At 69.2% G+C, this 16663-nt stretch carries 21 protein-coding genes; 20 read left to right on the forward strand and 1 reads right to left on the reverse strand.

What is annotated here, in order from left to right; translation table 11 throughout:
• Positions 1 to 20: 20 nt before the first annotated feature.
• Positions 21 to 503, reverse strand: a complete 483-nt coding sequence (locus IM776_RS11920; protein WP_194420309.1) for a flagellar protein FlgN — start codon at positions 501 to 503, stop codon at positions 21 to 23.
• Positions 504 to 707: 204 nt separating this feature from the next.
• Here IM776_RS11920 and IM776_RS11925 point away from each other — a divergent pair, with 204 nt between their 5' ends.
• The 20 genes from IM776_RS11925 to IM776_RS12020 all read left to right on the forward strand — a co-directional run bounded on the left by IM776_RS11925 (position 708) and on the right by IM776_RS12020 (position 16663).
• Positions 708 to 1520 (forward strand): sigma-70 family RNA polymerase sigma factor, encoded by an 813-nt coding sequence (locus IM776_RS11925; protein WP_194420310.1) that lies wholly within the window; start codon positions 708 to 710, stop codon positions 1518 to 1520.
• A 53-nt stretch (positions 1521 to 1573) separates the two neighbouring features.
• Entirely contained in the window at positions 1574 to 2908 is a 1335-nt protein-coding gene (locus tag IM776_RS11930) for an HNH endonuclease signature motif containing protein (protein ID WP_194420311.1), read from the forward strand.
• Between the two features lie 88 nt (positions 2909 to 2996).
• Complete coding sequence (locus IM776_RS11935) at positions 2997 to 3833, forward strand: flagellin N-terminal helical domain-containing protein (RefSeq protein ID WP_194420312.1); 837 nt, start codon at positions 2997 to 2999, stop codon at positions 3831 to 3833.
• A 79-nt stretch (positions 3834 to 3912) separates the two neighbouring features.
• The gene (fliD, locus tag IM776_RS11940; RefSeq protein WP_194420313.1) at positions 3913 to 5289 is read left to right on the forward strand and encodes a flagellar filament capping protein FliD; all 1377 of its coding nucleotides are present in this window, start codon (positions 3913 to 3915) and stop codon (positions 5287 to 5289) included.
• Between the two features lies 1 nt (position 5290).
• Positions 5291 to 5698, forward strand: coding sequence for a flagellar export chaperone FliS (fliS, locus tag IM776_RS11945; protein WP_194420314.1), 408 nt, complete (start codon positions 5291 to 5293; stop codon positions 5696 to 5698).
• Positions 5695 to 6021 carry a hypothetical protein gene (locus tag IM776_RS11950; protein WP_194420315.1) on the forward strand — a complete coding sequence of 109 codons (327 nt, stop codon included), beginning with the start codon at positions 5695 to 5697 and terminating at the stop codon, positions 6019 to 6021. Before fliS ends, IM776_RS11950 begins: the two co-directional genes overlap by 4 nt.
• 87 nt (positions 6022 to 6108) lie before the next feature.
• Complete coding sequence (locus tag IM776_RS11955) at positions 6109 to 6648, forward strand: alternate-type signal peptide domain-containing protein (RefSeq protein WP_194420316.1); 540 nt, start codon at positions 6109 to 6111, stop codon at positions 6646 to 6648.
• A gap of 34 nt (positions 6649 to 6682) precedes the next feature.
• Positions 6683 to 7276: a SipW-dependent-type signal peptide-containing protein gene (locus tag IM776_RS11960; RefSeq protein WP_194420317.1), complete on the forward strand. Its 594-nt coding sequence runs from the start codon at positions 6683 to 6685 to the stop codon at positions 7274 to 7276.
• Between the two features lie 2 nt (positions 7277 to 7278).
• Positions 7279 to 7812 carry a hypothetical protein gene (locus tag IM776_RS11965; protein ID WP_194420318.1) on the forward strand — a complete coding sequence of 178 codons (534 nt, stop codon included), beginning with the start codon at positions 7279 to 7281 and terminating at the stop codon, positions 7810 to 7812.
• Complete coding sequence (locus IM776_RS11970; RefSeq protein WP_228479744.1) at positions 7812 to 8453, forward strand: signal peptidase I; 642 nt, start codon at positions 7812 to 7814, stop codon at positions 8451 to 8453. The genes IM776_RS11965 and IM776_RS11970 overlap by 1 nt, the downstream gene beginning before the upstream one ends.
• Complete coding sequence (locus IM776_RS11975; protein WP_194420320.1) at positions 8450 to 9175, forward strand: hypothetical protein; 726 nt, start codon at positions 8450 to 8452, stop codon at positions 9173 to 9175. The genes IM776_RS11970 and IM776_RS11975 overlap by 4 nt, the downstream gene beginning before the upstream one ends.
• A gap of 117 nt (positions 9176 to 9292) precedes the next feature.
• A complete protein-coding gene (locus IM776_RS11980; RefSeq protein WP_194420321.1) occupies positions 9293 to 9634 on the forward strand; it encodes a flagellar basal body rod protein FlgB in 342 nt (113 codons plus the stop codon).
• Positions 9631 to 10023, forward strand: a complete 393-nt coding sequence (locus tag IM776_RS11985) for a flagellar basal body rod protein FlgC (RefSeq protein ID WP_194420322.1) — start codon at positions 9631 to 9633, stop codon at positions 10021 to 10023. The genes IM776_RS11980 and IM776_RS11985 overlap by 4 nt, the downstream gene beginning before the upstream one ends.
• Positions 10023 to 10328 (forward strand): flagellar hook-basal body complex protein FliE, encoded by a 306-nt coding sequence (fliE, locus tag IM776_RS11990; protein WP_194420323.1) that lies wholly within the window; start codon positions 10023 to 10025, stop codon positions 10326 to 10328. The genes IM776_RS11985 and fliE overlap by 1 nt, the downstream gene beginning before the upstream one ends.
• Positions 10328 to 11962 (forward strand): flagellar basal-body MS-ring/collar protein FliF, encoded by a 1635-nt coding sequence (gene fliF / locus IM776_RS11995; RefSeq protein ID WP_194420324.1) that lies wholly within the window; start codon positions 10328 to 10330, stop codon positions 11960 to 11962. Before fliE ends, fliF begins: the two co-directional genes overlap by 1 nt.
• Positions 11959 to 12963 carry a flagellar motor switch protein FliG gene (gene fliG / locus IM776_RS12000; protein WP_194420325.1) on the forward strand — a complete coding sequence of 335 codons (1005 nt, stop codon included), beginning with the start codon at positions 11959 to 11961 and terminating at the stop codon, positions 12961 to 12963. The genes fliF and fliG overlap by 4 nt, the downstream gene beginning before the upstream one ends.
• A complete protein-coding gene (locus tag IM776_RS12005; protein WP_194420326.1) occupies positions 12953 to 13558 on the forward strand; it encodes a FliH/SctL family protein in 606 nt (201 codons plus the stop codon). Before fliG ends, IM776_RS12005 begins: the two co-directional genes overlap by 11 nt.
• Entirely contained in the window at positions 13555 to 14850 is a 1296-nt protein-coding gene (locus IM776_RS12010; RefSeq protein ID WP_194420327.1) for a FliI/YscN family ATPase, read from the forward strand. The genes IM776_RS12005 and IM776_RS12010 overlap by 4 nt, the downstream gene beginning before the upstream one ends.
• Positions 14847 to 15266: a flagellar FliJ family protein gene (locus IM776_RS12015; protein ID WP_194420328.1), complete on the forward strand. Its 420-nt coding sequence runs from the start codon at positions 14847 to 14849 to the stop codon at positions 15264 to 15266. The genes IM776_RS12010 and IM776_RS12015 overlap by 4 nt, the downstream gene beginning before the upstream one ends.
• Positions 15263 to 16663 carry a flagellar hook-length control protein FliK gene (locus IM776_RS12020; RefSeq protein ID WP_194420329.1) on the forward strand — a complete coding sequence of 467 codons (1401 nt, stop codon included), beginning with the start codon at positions 15263 to 15265 and terminating at the stop codon, positions 16661 to 16663. The genes IM776_RS12015 and IM776_RS12020 overlap by 4 nt, the downstream gene beginning before the upstream one ends.

A 16663-nucleotide genomic window follows, 5' to 3' on the forward strand; every position in this document is an offset into this window, starting at 1 on the left:
TCTCCGTCAGGTCCGGTCGGTCACATCTGGGTGTCGACGATGCGTGCGGAATCGTCGCGCGCGCGGACGCCGTCGGTCGTGTACTCGCCGGTGTCCAGGCCGAGCGCGGCGATCGTCTCCTGCGTAGCGCGCATGACGCCCGCGATCTGATCGGCGTTCGTGTCGCGCATCTGTGCGATCTCGGCCGTCAGCTGTGTGAGTGAATGCAGGTGATCGGCGAAGACGTCGCGCCAGACACCCTCGGGCGCATGCGCGATGAGAGCGCGCAGCGTCGCGTCGTCGGCCGCTCCCCACTCTTCGGCTACGGCCGAGACCTCGACCGAGCGCGCCAGAGCAGTCGTCCGGAGGCGTTCGAGTACCTGTTCGATCTCGCGTGTAGCAAAATGGATCCAGTGCGATCGCCCGGCGGTCAGCAGCAACTGCTGCTCGTCCAGCTTGAACAGCAGCATCTCCAGCAGTTCGCGTTCTCGCCACAACTGCATCGACAGTTCGTTGGCTCCCATAATCCCTTCCCCAGCATCCCCCAGCCGATGAACCGAACGATTTTTCGGTTCGTTGTACCTCTATCGGCCACCCTGGCCCTAAGGTTACTACCGGGGGAATTGATGGATAGTTCTACCCATGGACATATCGCTGTGGTAGTGATATGAGCACCACGTCAGTTGCACACTGAGCGTCCCAGCGCTCTCCAGAGAGGTGAACACCCCATGTCGCCGCTTGTTGAGCGCAACCGCCTTGTCGAAGATAACCTGCCGCTGGTCGGATACCTGGCCGCAGAAACCCACGCACGCGCGACGCACATCCCGCGCGAGGAGCTCGCCTCTGTCGGGGCACTGGCTCTCGTCACTGCGGCCGACGCGTTCGACCCGTCGCTCGGCGTCCCCTTCGGCGCGTACGCGCGACGTCGCATCCTCGGAGCGTTCGCGGATGAGATGCGCGCGATGGACTGGGCCTCGCGCGGCATCCGCAAGCGCATCAAGGAGACCACCGCTGTTCGCGACACACTGACCGCCGGGCTCGGACGCACCGCGACCGTGGCCGAGATCGCCACGGCGATGTCGGTTCCGACGGACGTCGTGTCCGAGGCGCTGGCCGACGGTGCGCGCACCGTGGTCACGCTGGAGGATCCGTCGGCGCACACGCTGGCATCCGACATCCCGCTGCCCGAGGAGTCGGCGATGGTGAGCGAGCGGCGCGAGGTTCTCGAGCACGCCGTGGCCGCCCTCCCTGAGCGCATGCGCCTCATCGTGCAGGCCGTGTACTTCGATGAACGTCCGGTGAAGGAGATCGCCGAGGAGCTCGGCGTCTCGCACTCGGCCGTGTCGCAGCAGCGCTCCGAGGCGATGCGCCTGCTGCGCGATGCGCTGGAGAAGTACTTCGCCGACGGCGAGGAGCCGACCGCCGTCGCCCGCGTGTCGATGGCCGTGCGCGAGGCGTTCTTCGCGCGGATCGGCGAGACGGGCAGCAACCGGCTCGCGAACGTCTTCCGCGGTGCGCCTGCGGCTCAGGCGATCGCCTGACCTGCTTCTCCACACCCCTTCCCCACTTCGAAGCTTTGTACTAAACTGGCTTCATGGAGCAGTTCTTCGATGATGTGGATGATCGGCCTCGTGATGCCGCGTTCGTCATCGGGTCTGCTCTGGATGATCTGCAGTGCGCGGATATCGATCTGAATCGGTATGCGGCGCGGCGTGGGGCGCAGATCGCGGATGCTGTCGCTCTGGCGCGCCGGAACCCCGAGGTGTTCGTGCTGGAGGACGCACAGGATGCGGCTGATCAGGCTGAGCGTGCGGCGGTCTCCGATATCGCCCTGCGGCTGAAGCGGTCCGAGGAGGACGTGCAGGCTGAGCTCGCTGTCGTGCAGGCCGCGATGCGACGACTGCCCACCTTGTGGGGGCATGCGCGGGACGGGTTCGTGTCGATGTATCTCGTGACGCGGACGGTGGGGGCGCTGGGCAGGGTGCGGGCTCCCGCGAATGCCACGGCGGAGCAGCAGGAGGCCGAGCGCGAGGCGGCGCGACGGATCGATGAGGCGACCTCGGAGTGGGCGTTGACCTGTTCCCCGGTCAACTTCCTGCGCCGCCTCAAGCGCCTGACCGACCGACTCGACCCCGAACCCGCGGAGATGCGCCATACCCGCGCGGTGGCCGACCGGCGGGTGTGCGTCGAGCATGTGGACGACGGGATGAGCTGGATCAATGCCTACATCCCCACCACGGAGGCGCTCGCTGTCGACCGTCGCCTCGCCGCGACGGCGAAGCAGGTGAAGAAGAGTGACCCGTGCGAGACGCGCACGATCGCGCAGATCCGCGCCGACCTGTACTCCGAGTGGCTGCGCGGAGTCGGCACCGACCGGGCCGCGCAGACGAAGATCTTCGTCACCATCCCCGTCCAACTCCTCGACGACGCCAGCAGCGATGCTGTCGACCTTCCCGTCCCGGAGGCGGAGATCGTCGGGCACGGCCCGATCGACCCGCTCACCGCGAAGCAGCTGCTCCTCGACACCGGCGTCTTCCGCCGGGTGATCGTCGACCCGATCCGCAGCGTGGTCATCGACATGGACCGCCGCAGCCGCCACGCCACACAAGCCCAGCGCGACTGGCTCATCCTGCAGCACGGCACCTGCGCGAGAGACGGCTGCACCCGACTCGCCCTCGACGCCGACATCGACCACAACACCCCCTGGGCACAAGGCGGCACAACCAACCTCGAAGACCTCCGGCCCCTCTGCCCCAGACACCACGTCGACAGGCATCGAACCCGCGCCATCTACCGATCCCGCCCCGACGGGACCGTCGAAGTCACCACCCCCACCGGGTTCCGCAGTGCGTCCCCGCCACCCGAGACTCGCGCCACCGAGCACATCGCCCCGGTCCCGACCGTCCGCGATCTCGTCGCGCCGTTCTAGCAGCTAACGCCCGCTCCGGTTCCGCCGATAGGTGTGTGTGAAGCCCACGGATGGGCTTCGGTACATCCCAATCACGGAGGAACACACCATGGGTATGCAGATCAACACCAACGTGTCGGCGCTCAACGCCTACCGCAACCTGTCCAGCACGCAGAACGACCTGTCGAAGTCCCTGGAGAAGCTGTCCAGCGGTCTTCGCATCAACCGCGCGGCGGACGACGCCGCGGGCCTGGCGATCTCCGAGGGCCTGCGTTCGCAGGTCAACGGCCTGAACGTCGCGGCTCGCAACGCTCAGGACGGCATCTCGGTCATCCAGACCGCTGAAGGCGCCCTGACCGAGGTCCACTCCATCCTGCAGCGCATGCGCGACCTCGCGGTGCAGGGTGCGAACGACTCGAACAACGACGCGTCGCGTGACGCGATCGGGACAGAGGTTGCCGCTCTCGCCGACGAACTCACCCGCGTCGCCGCGAGCACGAACTTCAACGGAATCAAGCTGCTCCAGGGCGGCGACCCGCTGACGTTCCAGGTCGGCGCTGGATCGACCGCCGCTGAGGACCAGATCCAGGTCACCCTGACCGACTTCTCGGGCCTCGGAGCCGAGATGAAGGATGCCACCACGGGAGTCGCCGTCGACTCGGCAGCCAACGCGCTGGCGTCGGTCGGCCGGATCGACGCTAAGATCACCGAGGTCTCGACGGCGCGTGCCGGCTACGGTGCAGTCCAGAACCGCTTCGAGTCGACGATCAACTCGCTCAACGTCTCGTCGGAGAACCTGGCTGCTGCCGAGAGCCGCATCCGCGACACCGACATGGCGGCCGAGATGGTCAAGTACACCGCTGCGAACATCCTGTCGCAGGCCGGTACGGCGATGCTCGCTCAGGCGAACCAGTCGACGCAGGGCGTTCTTCAGCTCCTGCGCTGATTCGCTCGCAGGTTCCGGGTGGGCGGCCGATCGTCGCCCACCCGGAACCAGCATCCGCACCTGATCCGGAAAGGCACACATGGGTATCGCGCTCGACGGCCTCGTCTCGGGCCTCAACACCACCGAGCTCATCAATGCGCTCATGGATGTGCAAGCCATTCCCCGCAACCTGATGAGCGCGAAGGCCGATGACAAGAAGCTCATCATCTCGCAGCTCCAGACCTTGAACACCTCCCTGCAGGACCTCGCGACCAAGGCCAAGACGGCCGCATCCGGCGAGAGCCTCAACGCCTTCTCGGCGACCTCGTCGTCCAACAACGTCACCGTCGCCCTTCGCCCCGGCGCCGCCGCCCTCACGACCGACATCGTCGTCGACCGTCTCGCGCAGAAGCACACCGTCGTCACCGCGGCATCCACCGAATGGCCGGACGCTCCCCCGACTCTCACCCTCAAGAACGCTGCAGGCGAGCTCCTCAAGGTCACCGCTTCATCGTCGTCGATGACCGACGTCGCCCGCGCGATCAACGCCGCCGGCTTCGGCATCACCGCGAGCGTCGTCTCCGCAGGCAAGGATGCCGAAGGAAACCCGCTGCAGCGCCTGCAGCTCGTCGCCGCAGAATCCGGCGAGCAGGGCTCGTTCAGCGTGTTCCGCGGCGATGAGGCCGCCGTCGGCGCGGACACAGACATCTCGGCCGCCCCCGGCGCCGCGATCATCGTCACCGGCGCCGACGCGCAGGTGCGGCTGTGGGCCGGAACCGCCGCCGAGCAGACCATCACTTCGTCATCGAACACCTTCACCGATCTGTTCACCGGCGTCGACGTCACCGTCAGCGCCGTATCGACTGATCCGGTCACCGTCGGCGTCGCGGTCGACGACAAGGCCCGTACGACAGCGGCCGCCGATTTCGTCAAGCAGATCGCATCGCTCCTCACCCGCATCGACAACGGCTCCAAGGCGACCGTCGGCACCGGCGACGAGGCCACGACGCTCGGCGTCTTCACCGGCGACAGCACGGTGCGCGCTCTTCGCCAATCGCTCGCGCAGGCCGTGCAGTATCCGGTCGACGGCGCGTCGCCCTCGAGCATCGGCATCTCGATCGACCGCTACGGCGTCCTCACGATCGACGAGACCAAGTTCGCCGCGGCCCTCGCCGACGACCCGGATGCCGTCACCGGCATGTTCACCGGCATCGCCGAGCGCGTGCAGCAGACGGCCGAGACATACTCCGACAAATACGACGGTCTGCTCACGGCGCGCATCACCGGGCAGCAGAACGAAGTCGATTCGCTCGGCGAGCAGATGGAGCGCTGGGATGTGCGCCTCGAACAGCGCAGGGCGACGCTCGAGCGCACCTACGCACGACTGGAGACCATGCTCTCGCAGATGCAGTCGCAGTCCTCCTACCTGACCTCGCAGCTGGCGAACCTGCCGAGCTACGGCACCGGAACGAGCTGATATGAACGCTACCGCCGCTCTCCGCGCCCAGCAGCGCTACCGTGACGACGCCGTGCTCTCGGCGACGCCGGAGCGCCTCGTTACCATGTTGTACGACCGCCTGATGCTCGACATCGAGCGCGGGGAGGCCGCCCAGCGCTCAGGCGACTGGACAGAGGCGAACACGCAACTGCAGCATGCGCAGGCGATCGTCGCCGAGCTGACCTCGTCACTGTCGAACGACTGGACGGGCAGCACAGGACTCCGCGCACTGTACGCCTTCCTGACGCAGACGCTGATCAGCGCGAACGTCGGCCGCGACCCGGAGCGCACCCGCTCCTGCCACGAACTCGTCGCGCCCCTGCGCCAGGCGTGGCATGAAGCCGCCGGCACGCTCGTAGGTGCCGTCTCAGGAGCGAGCGCCTCATGAGCGAGGCCATCGCGACGGACACCGACGGGCGAGGCGCCGAGATCGCCGCGATCGAGGAGTCGGACCCGGCGTGGGTGGCGCTGCTCGCGGGAATCGAGAGCGACCTCGACGATCCGGCCCCGACCGTCAGCACGTGGACGAAGCCCGGCACGTCACTGCCGACCGCCCTCGCCGATCGCGCTCATGGCCTACACCGACGGCAGCAGGAGCGGATGCAGCAGATGCGTGACGAGCTCGACGACATCCGTCATCAGCTCGAGGCCCTGCGCCGTGTTCCGGCCGGGCGGGAAGACGCGCCGGCCTACCTCGACGTCGACGGATAGCATTCGGCGACACGCGAAGCACGGCTGCTGCGCGGGCGCGGGTTATGCTATCCCAACTGCTCACATCGTCGCCCCGGGGAGGGCTCAATGAAGAATCTGACGAAAGCCACCATCGCCGGCGCATTGGGCGTCGTCATGCTCGCGGGAGGAACGACGTTCGCTCTGTGGAGTGACAGCGCAGGGCTCGGCTCGAGCGCCGTGAACTCGGGTACGCTCGCGCTCACGGAGACCGGGACTGGGGCATGGACCGACCTGTCTGACGACAGCGCCATCACCGACATTTCGGCGTTTCGCATCGTTCCGGGCGACACCATCGAGTACACCGCCGAGTTCACCGTCGCGGCGAGCGGCAAGAACCTGACCGCAACGCTCGACGTGTCAGACCCCGTCGCTGCAACCGGCGACGCCGAGCTTCTCGCGAACACGACGGTGACGCAGACGTTCACGGACGCCGCCGGCGAGCCCGTCGTAGACGGCGACATCACGAGCGCGAACAACGGCGACGTCATCGACGTCACCGTGACCGTCGCGTTCGCCGAGGCGACAGGGGGCACGACCGCACAGGGGCAGGCTCTCGACCTCAGCGCTCTGACCGTGACGCTCACGCAGACCACCACCACGCCGTAATCGTCGGCGCGGCCGCACGAAGGCGCCAGCAACTGTGGTGAAACGCGTCGCTCTCCTCGCCGCCGGGGCCGCACTGGTTCTGCTCACCGGAACCGGAGTGACCCTGGCGCTGTGGAACGACTCCGAGACGATCGAGGGAGCCACCGTGTCGTCCGGCACGCTGGATATCACCGTCGACGGAGAGTCGCAGATCACCGTGGGGCCGCTGACCGGCCTCTATCCCGGTGGTGTGGTGGCGACGAGGATTCAGCTCGACGGGCAGGCGTCCGGAAACCTTGGGCTCGACTATGCGATCACGTCATCGCTGTCCGATACGTCGAGCGCGTCATCGACGCTGTTCAGCGTGCTCGACGCGCAGATCTTCGTCGACGACAGCGCGGCGGGCTCGTGCAGCACGACCGCGACGCCGAGCGGAAGCCCGATCTACCCTGCCGGAGGCGGATACGGCGACCTCGCGGCGCTCTCGGCAGCCGGCACGCTCGTCGCTCCGGATGACGGCTCGGCTACCGCGTACGTCTGCGCCCGCTTCACGATTCCCTCCGGAACGCCGCCGACGGTCGGGGGCGTCGAGCTGAGCGGGGCAGGGAGTTCGTTCGCACTCGTCGTCACCGGGGAGGGAACGCGATGAGCGTGCGCGCGCGAACCCGCTGGCGGCTGCCGTTCGCCGCGATGCTCGTCATCGCTGCTGTGTCGCTGGCGATCCCCGCCTCGGCGCAGTGGTCGGCGACAGCCCGCGCAACCGTCGCCGTCACCGCCGGCTACCCCGCCCTGCCCGTGAACAACGGTCAGTGGCTGAGTTGCCGTGGTCCGCAGCAGTACAACGGCTACAGCAACAGCATCGGCGGTGACTTCCAGGCCATCCAGTACCGCTATCGCGACCAGATCCCGCCGGTGTTCACGAACTTCCGGGTCTATCGCACGGTCGGCGGCGTCACACGGTCCGATCTCTGGTCGACGGCCCCCACCGACTTTCTCGGCATCCAGTCCAGTTACAACTACATGTTCCACGACCGCGGAACAGCGTTCTACAACCTCCCTGCAGACAACTCGCCGATGCAGGTCTACGTGCGACCGGTGTACGACGGCGGCTGGCTCGGGCCCGCCAGTAACACGATCACGATCTATCCTCAGCCCGACCTCAGCCAGAGCTATTGCCAGACATGATGCCGATGCAGTCGCGCCGTGCGCTGCGGGAAGCACAGCAGACCCCCGCAACCGAGACCCCCGCAACCGAAAGCCGCGCACCCGCCGAGCGCCGCCTGAGCCGTCCCACGCCGATGCGCATCGTGCTGCGAGTACTCGGGTGGGTCGCGTTCACGGTCGTGATGGTCGTGCTCGCGGTGGCGATCGTCATACCGCGACTCCTCGGCGCCGTGCCGCTCGCCGTGCTCACCTCGTCGATGGAGCCCACCCTTCCCCCGGGAACGCTGGTCGTGGTGAAGCCCGTCGACCCCGAGGCTCTCGGCGTCGGTGACGTCGTGACGTTCCAACCCGTATCCGACGATCCCCTGCTCGTCACGCATCGCATCGTCGGTGTCGGCTATCAGGCGGACGGCGAGATCACCTTCACGACCCGCGGCGACAACAACGGCATCGACGACGAGCCGATCGCAGGCGCTCAGGTGATGGGCGAGGTCATCTACTCGGTGCCGTTCGTCGGGTATGCGACGACCGTGTTCAGCAGCACGGAGCGCGGCTGGATCGTCGGCGCGATCGGCGGCCTGCTCATCGGCTACGCCGTCTTCACGATCATCCGCGAACTGCGACGAAAGCGCGTTCAACGGCCAGCGGGCGCAGAGCAATGACGATCGCGTGGCGAGCGATCTCGGCATCCATCGCGGCAGCGACCGCGCTCGTCTTCCTGCTCGCCGGCGCTCCAGCCGGCGCCGACACCCGGCCCGAGATCACCGACCCGCCCTCGCCACTGGCCCTCAGTTACGACGGCGTCACCTGGCACGACGACCTGCCGCCCCTGTTCGCACCGACCACCGTCGTGCCGGGCGATCTGCTCACGAGGACCGTCTTCGTGCGCAACGGCGCCGACCGCGCCGCGGCCCTGACTGTCGTCGCCGAGCAGGTCGAGATGTACTCGACCTCACCGCATCCCTTCTACGACGAGCTGACGCTGGATGTACGCGAGCAGGGCGCGCCGAGCACCGCCGTCGTCTTCCCAGAGCTCTTGGGCACCGAGCTCCACGAAGGCGAGCTCGGCGCCGCGCAGGTCGTCGCGCTCACGGTCGACCTGCGATTTCCGCGCGACGCGACATCGGGCGCCGATCCGCATCCTGATGAAGCATCGTTCGCGCTTCGCATCACCCTCGCCGAAAGCGCCGTCACCATTCCGAGCCACCGCGGACAGAGTGACGATGCCGACGACGACGCCGACGACTCTCTGGCCGGAACCGGCGGAACCGTCGTCGGCCTCTGGTGGGCGCTCGCCGCGATCGCGATCGGCGCCCTCGCCGTGCTCGTCGACACCCGGCGCGCCCGATCGCGCGCGCCGGCCGGCCGAGTCTCGGACCACTGAAAACGAAACATCCCTAACGGATCCTGAGCATCTGCCGATAGACGAATGCGAGCAGGGAGCGCTCGACTGACTCGGCCATGGATCGGCCGCACCACCCACCGACGGGAAACCGGGTTCGTGTTCGATTCAGTGACCATTTCGGCACTCTCCAGTGCCCTCGACGGTCTCGCGCTGCGCCAGCGCGCCATCGCCGACAACATCGCCAACGTCAACACCCCGAACTATCACGCCAAACGGGTGCAGTTCGAGGAGGCTCTCGCAGACGCCGTCGCATCCGGAAGCGGCAGCGTCACGGCCACGGTCGGCGAATCGCTCGAGCCGACCCGCCTGGACGGCAACAACGTCAACCTCGACACCGAGACCCTCTCCAGCGTCGACACGATGCTGCGTTACCAGTTCGCGACGCAGGCGATCAATGGATCGTTCTCGTCCGTGCGCACCGCGATGAGGACATCATGACCTTCGACGCCATCGGGATCGCCGGCACCGGGCTCACCGTGCACCGCAAATGGCTGGATGCCGTCAGCGACAACATCTCGAACATCAACACCGTCACCGCGACCGACGACGAGGCGTTCCGCCAGCGGTACGTGCTCGCGCAGACCAGCGCGGACTCCCCCGGCGTGTACGTCGCGGGCACCGCGCTCGGCAGCGCAGAGGGGCGGCTCGTGCACCAGCCCGACCACCCGCTCGCGGACGCCGACGGCTACGTGCGCTACCCCGACATCGACCTCGGCGATCAGATGAGCCAGCTCATCCTCGCCCAACGCGGCTACCAGGCCAGCGCCGCGATCGTCGACCGCGCGCGCAACGCCTACGAAGCCGCCCTGCAGATCGGACGCAGCTGATGGCATCGGTTTCCGGCATCGAGGGCATCTCCTCGGCCTTCTCGCTCCCGCAGATCCCCTCGGTCGACACCTCGTCGACCGGCGACTCGGCATTCGCCTCGAGCCTCACCGGCGCGATCGACGAGCTGCACTCGCTGCAGTCCGAGTCGAACACGCTGAAAGTCGCCGCAGTCACCGGCGATCTGGATGACATCCACGCCGCCATGATCGCCTCGTCCCGTGCGTCCGTCACGCTTGAGCTCGTCGCCGCCGTCCGCAACAAGGGCGTCGACGCGTTCAACGAGATCATGAGGATGCAAGCCTGATGCCCCAGGCCGTCCAGAATGTGTTCCAGCGGATCGGGCGCGTCATCGCGGGCTTCACGCTCGCGCAGCGCACGATCGCGATCATCGGCGTCGCCGTGCTCGCGCTCGGCATCTTCGCCCTGTCCAGCTGGCTCACCCGCCCGACGCTCACGCCGCTGTTCTCGGGGCTGAGCGCCTCCGACGCGAACGCCGTCGTCGAACAGCTGCGCTCGGCATCAGTGCCCTATGAGCTCACCGAGGGCGGCACGACCGTGCTCGTCCCGGAGACAGAGGTCTACGACCAGCGTCTGACCGCCGCGGCCGCGGGCCTGCCCACCTCGAGCTCCGGCGGATACTCGCTGCTCGACGACATGGGCGTCACGACCTCCGAGTTCCAGCAGTCCGTCACCTACAAGCGCGCGATCGAGGGCGAGCTCGCCGACACGATCTCCGCACTCGACGGCGTCACGGCGGCGTCGGTGCAGCTCGCGATCCCAGAGGAGAGCGTGTTCGTCTCCGAGACCGTCGACGCGACGGCATCCGTGTTCGTGGAGACCGGCGACAGCACCACGCTGACGAACAAGCAGGTCGAGGCGATCGTGCACCTGACCTCCGCCGCCGTCAGCGGCATGAAGCCCGAGAACGTCGCCGTGGTCGACCAGTCTGGGCAGACGCTGTCCGCGGTCGGCATCGGTCAGACCGGCGGCATCGACCAGCAGGCGGGCGACTACGAGGCGCGCGTGACCGCCGCCGTGCAGCAGATGCTCGACACCGTGGTGGGTGCCGGCAACGCCACCGTCACGGTCGCGGCCGAGATCGACCGCTCCCAGAACGAGCGGCTCGACGAGACCTACACCCCCGCCGAGGGCACGCCTCCCCTGACCGAGGAGATCCGCAGCGAGACGCAGAACGGCACGACGAGCGAGGCCGGTGTGCTCGGTCCCGACAACATCGCAGTGCCGTCCGAGGGCAGCGACGGGACGTCGGAGTCGACCGAGGAGACGCGCACCAACGCGATCAACAAGACCACGCAGTCGACGACCACCCCGGCAGGCACCCTCACCCGCCAGTCCGTCTCGGTCGCGATCGACCAGGGCGCGGCCGGCGACCTGAGCATCGCGAAGCTCAACGACCTGGTCGCTGCCGCGGCGGGAATCGATGAGGACCGCGGCGACACGATCAGCGTCGAGATGGTGGCGTTCAGCCAGACCAGCGCGGAGGCCGCCCAGGCGGCGCTCCAGGCCGCCAAGGACGCCGAGCAGGCCAACCAGCAGTCGGCGCTGCTGAACACGCTGATCATCGCCCTCGCGATCGGTCTGCCGCTGCTGGGCGCCGTGATCGCGCTGATCATCCGCTCGCGCCGCAAGGCGGGTGCCGCCGCCGAGTTCGACACCCTGTTCGGCGAGCGTCCCGAGCCGCTGACCGCGCTCACCACGACCGCGCCCACCGCACTGCTCGAGGCGCCGACCGCGCCGCTGTCGATCACCGAGCCGGAGCCGCAGCTCACCCCCTCCCCCGAACTGCAGATCGAGAGCGAGCCCGCCCAGGTGACGCTGGAGCGGCGACGCATGGAGCTCGACGCTCTCAGCCGTCAGGATCCGAAGCGCACGGCCGAACTGCTGCGCACTCTCATCGACGACAGGCAGCCCGCATGAGCGCGCTGAACGACCGCCAGACGGCGGCGGTGGTGCTGATGAACCTCGATCGCGCGCATGCGATCGAGGTCATGAAGCACCTCTCGGAGAACGAGGCGGAGGCCGTGGCCTCCGAGATCATCGGCCTGCAGAATCTGGATGCCGAGACCACCGCCCAGGCGCTGAACCGGTTCCATCGGATCGCCACCGGGCACCTGCCGCCGGCCCGAGGCGGTCGCGACATCGCGGCGGGTCTGCTGGAGGCGTCGTTCGGCGCCGAGCGCGCGGCGGCGGTGCTCGGGCGCGTGAGCTCGACGATGGCGAACTCGTCGTTCGACTTCCTGGCCGCCGTCGACCCGACGCACCTCGCCACTCTGCTCGACGGCGAGCTCCCCCAGACCGTCGCCCTCGTGCTCGCGCACCTGCCGACCGAGCAGGCGGCGGCCGTGCTGGCCGCGCTTCCGGACCCTGCCCGCACGGACGTGGCGCATGCGATCGCGACGATGGGGACGGCGTCGCAGGACGCGATCACGATCGTCGCCGACACGCTGAAGGCCCGCACCGGCATGTTCGCGTCGCGCGAGACGCCGGAGACCCTGGGCGGCGTCGAGCCCCTGGTGGAGATCATCAACCGCTCGGACGCCACGATCGAGAAGGCGCTGCTGGCGAGCATCGAGACCCTCGACAGTGCTCTGGCCGAGGACATCCGCTCGCGCATGTTCACGTTCGCCGACATCGTCAAGCTCGAGGACCGCGACGCGCAGAGCGTGCTGCGCGGCATCCCTCTCCGCTCGCTGGCGCTCGCTCTCAAGGGCGCGAACCAGGGCATCGCGGACGTCATCCGCCGCAACGTCTCGGAGCGCAACCGCGAGAACCTCGACGAGGAGTCGCGGGCGCTCGGACCGGTGCGCATCTCGCAGGTCGAGGAGGCGCGCGCGGAGATCGTCCGCACGATCCGCGCCCTCGAGGCCGCCGGCGACATCACAGTGCAGCGCGCCGACGAGGACGAGTATGTCTACTGAGGCCTTCTCCCCCGCTGTCTACCCTCGCCTGCACGGCGACGGTCTGACGGCGGAGCGCGAGAAGGCCAGGGTCCGCGGATACGCCGAGGGACACGCGGAGGGATTCCGCGCCGGGAACGTCGCGGCGGCCGCCGCGCACGAGCGCGCCGAGACGGAGCGCATCGCCCGTGAGACCGACGAGGCGCAGGCGGTGTCGGATGCCGTCGCCGCCCTGCACGCGGCCGCTCGCTCGCTCGCGGATCGCGAGCGCCACCTGGCCGCCGTCGCGCAGTCGCAGGTGCTCGCGCATGCCATCGAACTCGCCGAGCTGATCGTCGCCGGCGAGCTCTCGGATGCCGATGCCGCCGCCCTGTCGGCGGTACGGCGTGCGATGGCCGCCGTCGACCCCGCGGATATTCGCGAGCTTCGGCTGCACGCCGACGATATCCGCACTCTGGAACGCCTGGATGCGCAGCCCGCGGCGTTCGTGCTCAGCGCGGACGAGACGCTGGAGCGCGGCGATGCCGTGGCGATGCTCGAGCACGGCTTCGTCGACGCCCGCATCGGCTCGGCCCTGGAGCGCGCCAGGCTCGCCGTCACGGAGAGCGACGCATGAGCGCCTGGGATGCCGTGCGCACAGCGGTTCTGCCGGAGCGGGTCGGCGAGGTCTCGCAGATCCGCGGTCTCAGCGTGCAGGTGCGCGGGCTGGAGTGCGCGATCGGCGACGTCATCACGATCGGCGCCGACGTCGACGCAGAGGTGGTCGCCACCGGCGACGAGGGCGTGCGCTGCATGCCGCTGGGTCCCGTGGCAGGACTCACCGTCGGCACCGCAGCGCGGGCTCGCGGCGGTGCGCTGCGTGTTCCGACAGGGCCCGGTCTCCTCGGGCGGGTGCTCGACGGTCTCGGCCGGCCGATCGACGGGAAGGGCCCGATCACGGGCCCGCGGGTGAGTCTCGACCACGAGCCGCCATCCATCATGGAGCGCGACCGCATCGCGTCCCCGCTGCCGCTCGGGGTGCGCGCGCTCGACACGCTCACCAGCGTCGGCCGCGGTCAGCGCGTCGGGTTGTTCGCGGGCTCCGGTGTCGGCAAGTCGTCGTTGCTGTCGATGATCGCCCGCGGCACCGAGGCCGAGGTCACGGTGATCGCTCTGGTCGGCGAACGCGGCCGTGAAGTGCGCGAGTTCATCGAGGACGACCTGGGGCCCGAGGGCCTCGCCCGATCGGTCGTCGTCGTGTCGACCTCGGATCAGCCGGCTATGGCCCGCATCCGCGCCGCCTACACCGCGACGCGCATCGCTGAGGCGTTCCGCGACGAGGGCGCCCACGCGATCCTCATGATGGACTCGCTCACCCGCGTCGCGATGGCCCAGCGCGAGATCGGTCTGTCCGCGGGCGAGCCGCCGGCCACTCGCGGCTACCCGCCGTCCACGTTCTCGATGCTCGCCGGGCTCCTCGAGCGCGCCGGAACCGACCGTCCGGGCTCCGTCACCGGCATCTACACGGTGCTCGTCGACGGCGACGACCACAACGAGCCCATCGCCGACGCCGTCCGTTCGATCCTCGACGGACACGTGGTGCTCGACCGGGCCCTCGCGCTGTCGGGTCATCATCCGGCCATCGACGTGCTCGGATCGGTCTCGCGCGTGGCGGGGAAGGTCACCTCGCAGGAGCAGCGGGCCGCAGCCAACTCGCTGCGTGCAGTACTCGCGGCGCGCCGCCGGGCGAACGACTTCATCGACATCGGCGCTTACCAGTCCGGCGCCGACGTGCGCATCGACGCGGCGATCGCGAACGAGAAGGCGATCTCCGCCTTCCTCACCCAGCCGCTCAACGAGACCAGCCCGATCGAGCAGTCCTGGCGGCGGCTGACGGACCTCGTCGCAGCGTTCGGAGATGTCTCATGAGCCGGCAGTTCTCGCTCGCAGGGCTCCTGCGAGTGCGCGGCATCCAGGAGCGCGCGGCAGCCGAGCGCCTGTCTCGCGCCGTGCTGGACGCACGGCACACCGAGGCCCGCGACCGTCACCTCCGCGCCGCTCTCGCCGGTGAGGGGACCGAAGCCGTCGATGTGCGCTCACTCGCCGCCCTCGCGGCGGCACGGAGCGCGAGCCGGAGCATGCTCGCCGATCTCACCTCGCTCGCCGCGACGCAGGAGCAGGCACTTGCGGAGGCGCGCTCGGAACACGCGGACGCCCGCCGTGCGCAGCGCGGCCTGGACCGACTCGCGCAGGCGCACGCGCTGCGCATGCGCACCGACGAGCTGCGATCCGAGCAGGCCGAACTCGACGAGATCGCATCTCGCATGCGGGAGGACGAGGAATGAGTCTGCTCAACCTGCTCGGCGGCGCCGTCGCCAAGACGACCGGAAGTGCCGAACCGACTGCGACGCCGTCGCACGGCAAGGGGGCGGTGGCGTTCGCGCATGCCGTGGACGATGCCCGCCGGGCTGCGGCGACGGATGCCGCGCCGCTCGAGGAATCCGCGCATCCGGGTGAGTCCGAGGACGGCACGGTCGAGAACACATCGCCGGATGCCGACGCCACCGATGCGCTCCCGGGACAGCAATCGCTGCCGCTGGGCCGCATCGTGCTGCCGTCCGCTGCGGGAGCTGTCCAGGCTCCAGCGGACGTTGAAGCTCCCGCCGACGCTGAGACTGCCGTCGAGCAACCTGAGGCGGCGGGCCAGACCGGGCCGACGCCGATCCCCGGTACGACTTCCACGGCGGACGCGGCAGTGCGGTCTGCGGCCTCGACGACGCTCACGACCGGTGCCGAGATCGCTGCGGTCGCGGCGCCGTCGACAGACGCGGATGTTGCATCGGCTGCACCCGTGGTCACCGCCGCTGCGGCGTCGACGACTCGGACGGATGCCACGCGTCCTGCCGTTCAGCCGAATGCCGCGACTCCCGCCACGGCCGCGACCCCGGCAAGCCCCGGCACGGTGGTGGCAGCACCGTCTGCAGACGCCGGTACCACCGCGGCAACCGACGGCGAAGCGCCGGCGCCCGGCCTCCCGACGCCGATCACCCCGGCCACGGCTGAGGCGCCCGTCGTGCCCGCGGCATCCGGAACGACGTCCAGCGCATCCCCGGCGACATCCGCAGCGGCCCCAGCCACGGACCCGGCCACAGCCGATGCATCGATCGAAGCCGCAGGGCCGGCCGTCCCGGCGGCGCCGGCCGCCACTGCGACTGCACCCGCGCAGTCGGCCCCGCCCGTTGCCCGCCCCGCGCTGCTGCCGCAGATCTCGGGCCCCGTGCTCGCGCTCACGCAGGCGCCCGACGGGGATCATCAGCTCACGCTGACCATCTCGCCCGAGAACCTGGGCCCCGTCACGGTGCGCGCACACATCTCCGGTGGTGCCATCCACATCGAACTTCACGCGCCGACCGATCTCGGCCGCGACGCTCTGCGCACGATCCTCGCCGACCTCCGCCGCGATCTCGCCGTGGCCGCCTCCCACGCCACCCTCGCCGTCGCCTCGCACGACGGCGGTTCCGGCCAGTCGGCGACGGGCCAGTCGGGCGCCGGCCAGTCCGGCAGCGCGTTCACCGCAGCGCATGGACAGGGCTCGCACAACGGCGGCGCCCAGAACGGCTCGCAGTCCGACCGCGGACTCGCCCGCGACAGCACCGGCGCCCGCGCGACGCCCGACGAGGATGCCGCAGCCACCCCCGCCCCGTTCACGACGCCGCACGGCGGCATCGACGTCTACGCCTGA

The sequence above is a fragment of the Microbacterium abyssi genome (assembly GCF_015277895.1).
Classification (GTDB): domain Bacteria; phylum Actinomycetota; class Actinomycetes; order Actinomycetales; family Microbacteriaceae; genus Microbacterium; species Microbacterium abyssi.

What these genes read in the sequence shown, in the direction of transcription:
- IM776_RS11985 (WP_194420322.1), top strand. Translation starts at nt 9,631, where the DNA reads ATGACCTTCGACGCCATCGGGATCGCCGGCACCGGGCTCACCGTGCAC.
- IM776_RS11950 (WP_194420315.1), top strand. Translation starts at nt 5,695, where the DNA reads ATGAGCGAGGCCATCGCGACGGACACCGACGGGCGAGGCGCCGAGATC.
- IM776_RS11970 (WP_228479744.1), top strand. Translation starts at nt 7,812, where the DNA reads ATGCCGATGCAGTCGCGCCGTGCGCTGCGGGAAGCACAGCAGACCCCC.
- fliG (WP_194420325.1), top strand. Translation starts at nt 11,959, where the DNA reads ATGAGCGCGCTGAACGACCGCCAGACGGCGGCGGTGGTGCTGATGAAC.
- IM776_RS12010 (WP_194420327.1), top strand. Translation starts at nt 13,555, where the DNA reads ATGAGCGCCTGGGATGCCGTGCGCACAGCGGTTCTGCCGGAGCGGGTC.
- IM776_RS11935 (WP_194420312.1), top strand. Translation starts at nt 2,997, where the DNA reads ATGGGTATGCAGATCAACACCAACGTGTCGGCGCTCAACGCCTACCGC.
- IM776_RS11975 (WP_194420320.1), top strand. Translation starts at nt 8,450, where the DNA reads ATGACGATCGCGTGGCGAGCGATCTCGGCATCCATCGCGGCAGCGACC.
- fliE (WP_194420323.1), top strand. Translation starts at nt 10,023, where the DNA reads ATGGCATCGGTTTCCGGCATCGAGGGCATCTCCTCGGCCTTCTCGCTC.
- IM776_RS11955 (WP_194420316.1), top strand. Translation starts at nt 6,109, where the DNA reads ATGAAGAATCTGACGAAAGCCACCATCGCCGGCGCATTGGGCGTCGTC.
- fliS (WP_194420314.1), top strand. Translation starts at nt 5,291, where the DNA reads ATGAACGCTACCGCCGCTCTCCGCGCCCAGCAGCGCTACCGTGACGAC.
- IM776_RS11930 (WP_194420311.1), top strand. Translation starts at nt 1,574, where the DNA reads ATGGAGCAGTTCTTCGATGATGTGGATGATCGGCCTCGTGATGCCGCG.
- IM776_RS12005 (WP_194420326.1), top strand. Translation starts at nt 12,953, where the DNA reads ATGTCTACTGAGGCCTTCTCCCCCGCTGTCTACCCTCGCCTGCACGGC.
- IM776_RS11920 (WP_194420309.1), bottom strand. Translation starts at nt 503, where the DNA reads ATGGGAGCCAACGAACTGTCGATGCAGTTGTGGCGAGAACGCGAACTG.
- IM776_RS11925 (WP_194420310.1), top strand. Translation starts at nt 708, where the DNA reads ATGTCGCCGCTTGTTGAGCGCAACCGCCTTGTCGAAGATAACCTGCCG.
- fliF (WP_194420324.1), top strand. Translation starts at nt 10,328, where the DNA reads ATGCCCCAGGCCGTCCAGAATGTGTTCCAGCGGATCGGGCGCGTCATC.
- fliD (WP_194420313.1), top strand. Translation starts at nt 3,913, where the DNA reads ATGGGTATCGCGCTCGACGGCCTCGTCTCGGGCCTCAACACCACCGAG.
- IM776_RS12015 (WP_194420328.1), top strand. Translation starts at nt 14,847, where the DNA reads ATGAGCCGGCAGTTCTCGCTCGCAGGGCTCCTGCGAGTGCGCGGCATC.
- IM776_RS12020 (WP_194420329.1), top strand. Translation starts at nt 15,263, where the DNA reads ATGAGTCTGCTCAACCTGCTCGGCGGCGCCGTCGCCAAGACGACCGGA.